1 protein-coding gene is annotated in these 257 nt (G+C 75.5%); it reads right to left on the bottom strand.

The features are described 5' to 3' along the window. A partial coding sequence (locus SB660_RS21900) for a hypothetical protein (RefSeq protein WP_410584543.1) occupies positions 1-257 on the bottom strand: 257 nt, incomplete at both ends.

Here is a 257-nt window from a genome sequence, read left to right as displayed (position 1 = left end):
CGCCAGCGCGTCGTCGCCCATGCGAACGGAGACGGCGCGGCGGAGCCGCTCGGCGGGGTCGCCCGATCCGTCGTGCCAGGCGACGAGCCGCCGCGCCCCGCCGGGCAGCGGGAACGATTCGACGACGCCCGCGCGATCGAGCGTCAGCACGGCGGTGTGCGGCGGATGCAGAGGAGCGGAGTCGAGGTCGGCCATGACGTAGCGATCGGTGAGCGGTCGCTCGGCGGCGGTGATCCCTGCGAGCGCGCGATCGGAGC

Origin of the sequence: Bacillus sp. SIMBA_005 (assembly GCF_046535585.1) — a bacterium.
GTDB classification, from domain to species: domain Bacteria; phylum Bacillota; class Bacilli; order Bacillales; family Bacillaceae; genus Bacillus; species Bacillus pumilus.
Note: the sequence above shows the minus strand (reverse complement) of the source record. Positions and strands in the feature narration are given on the sequence as shown.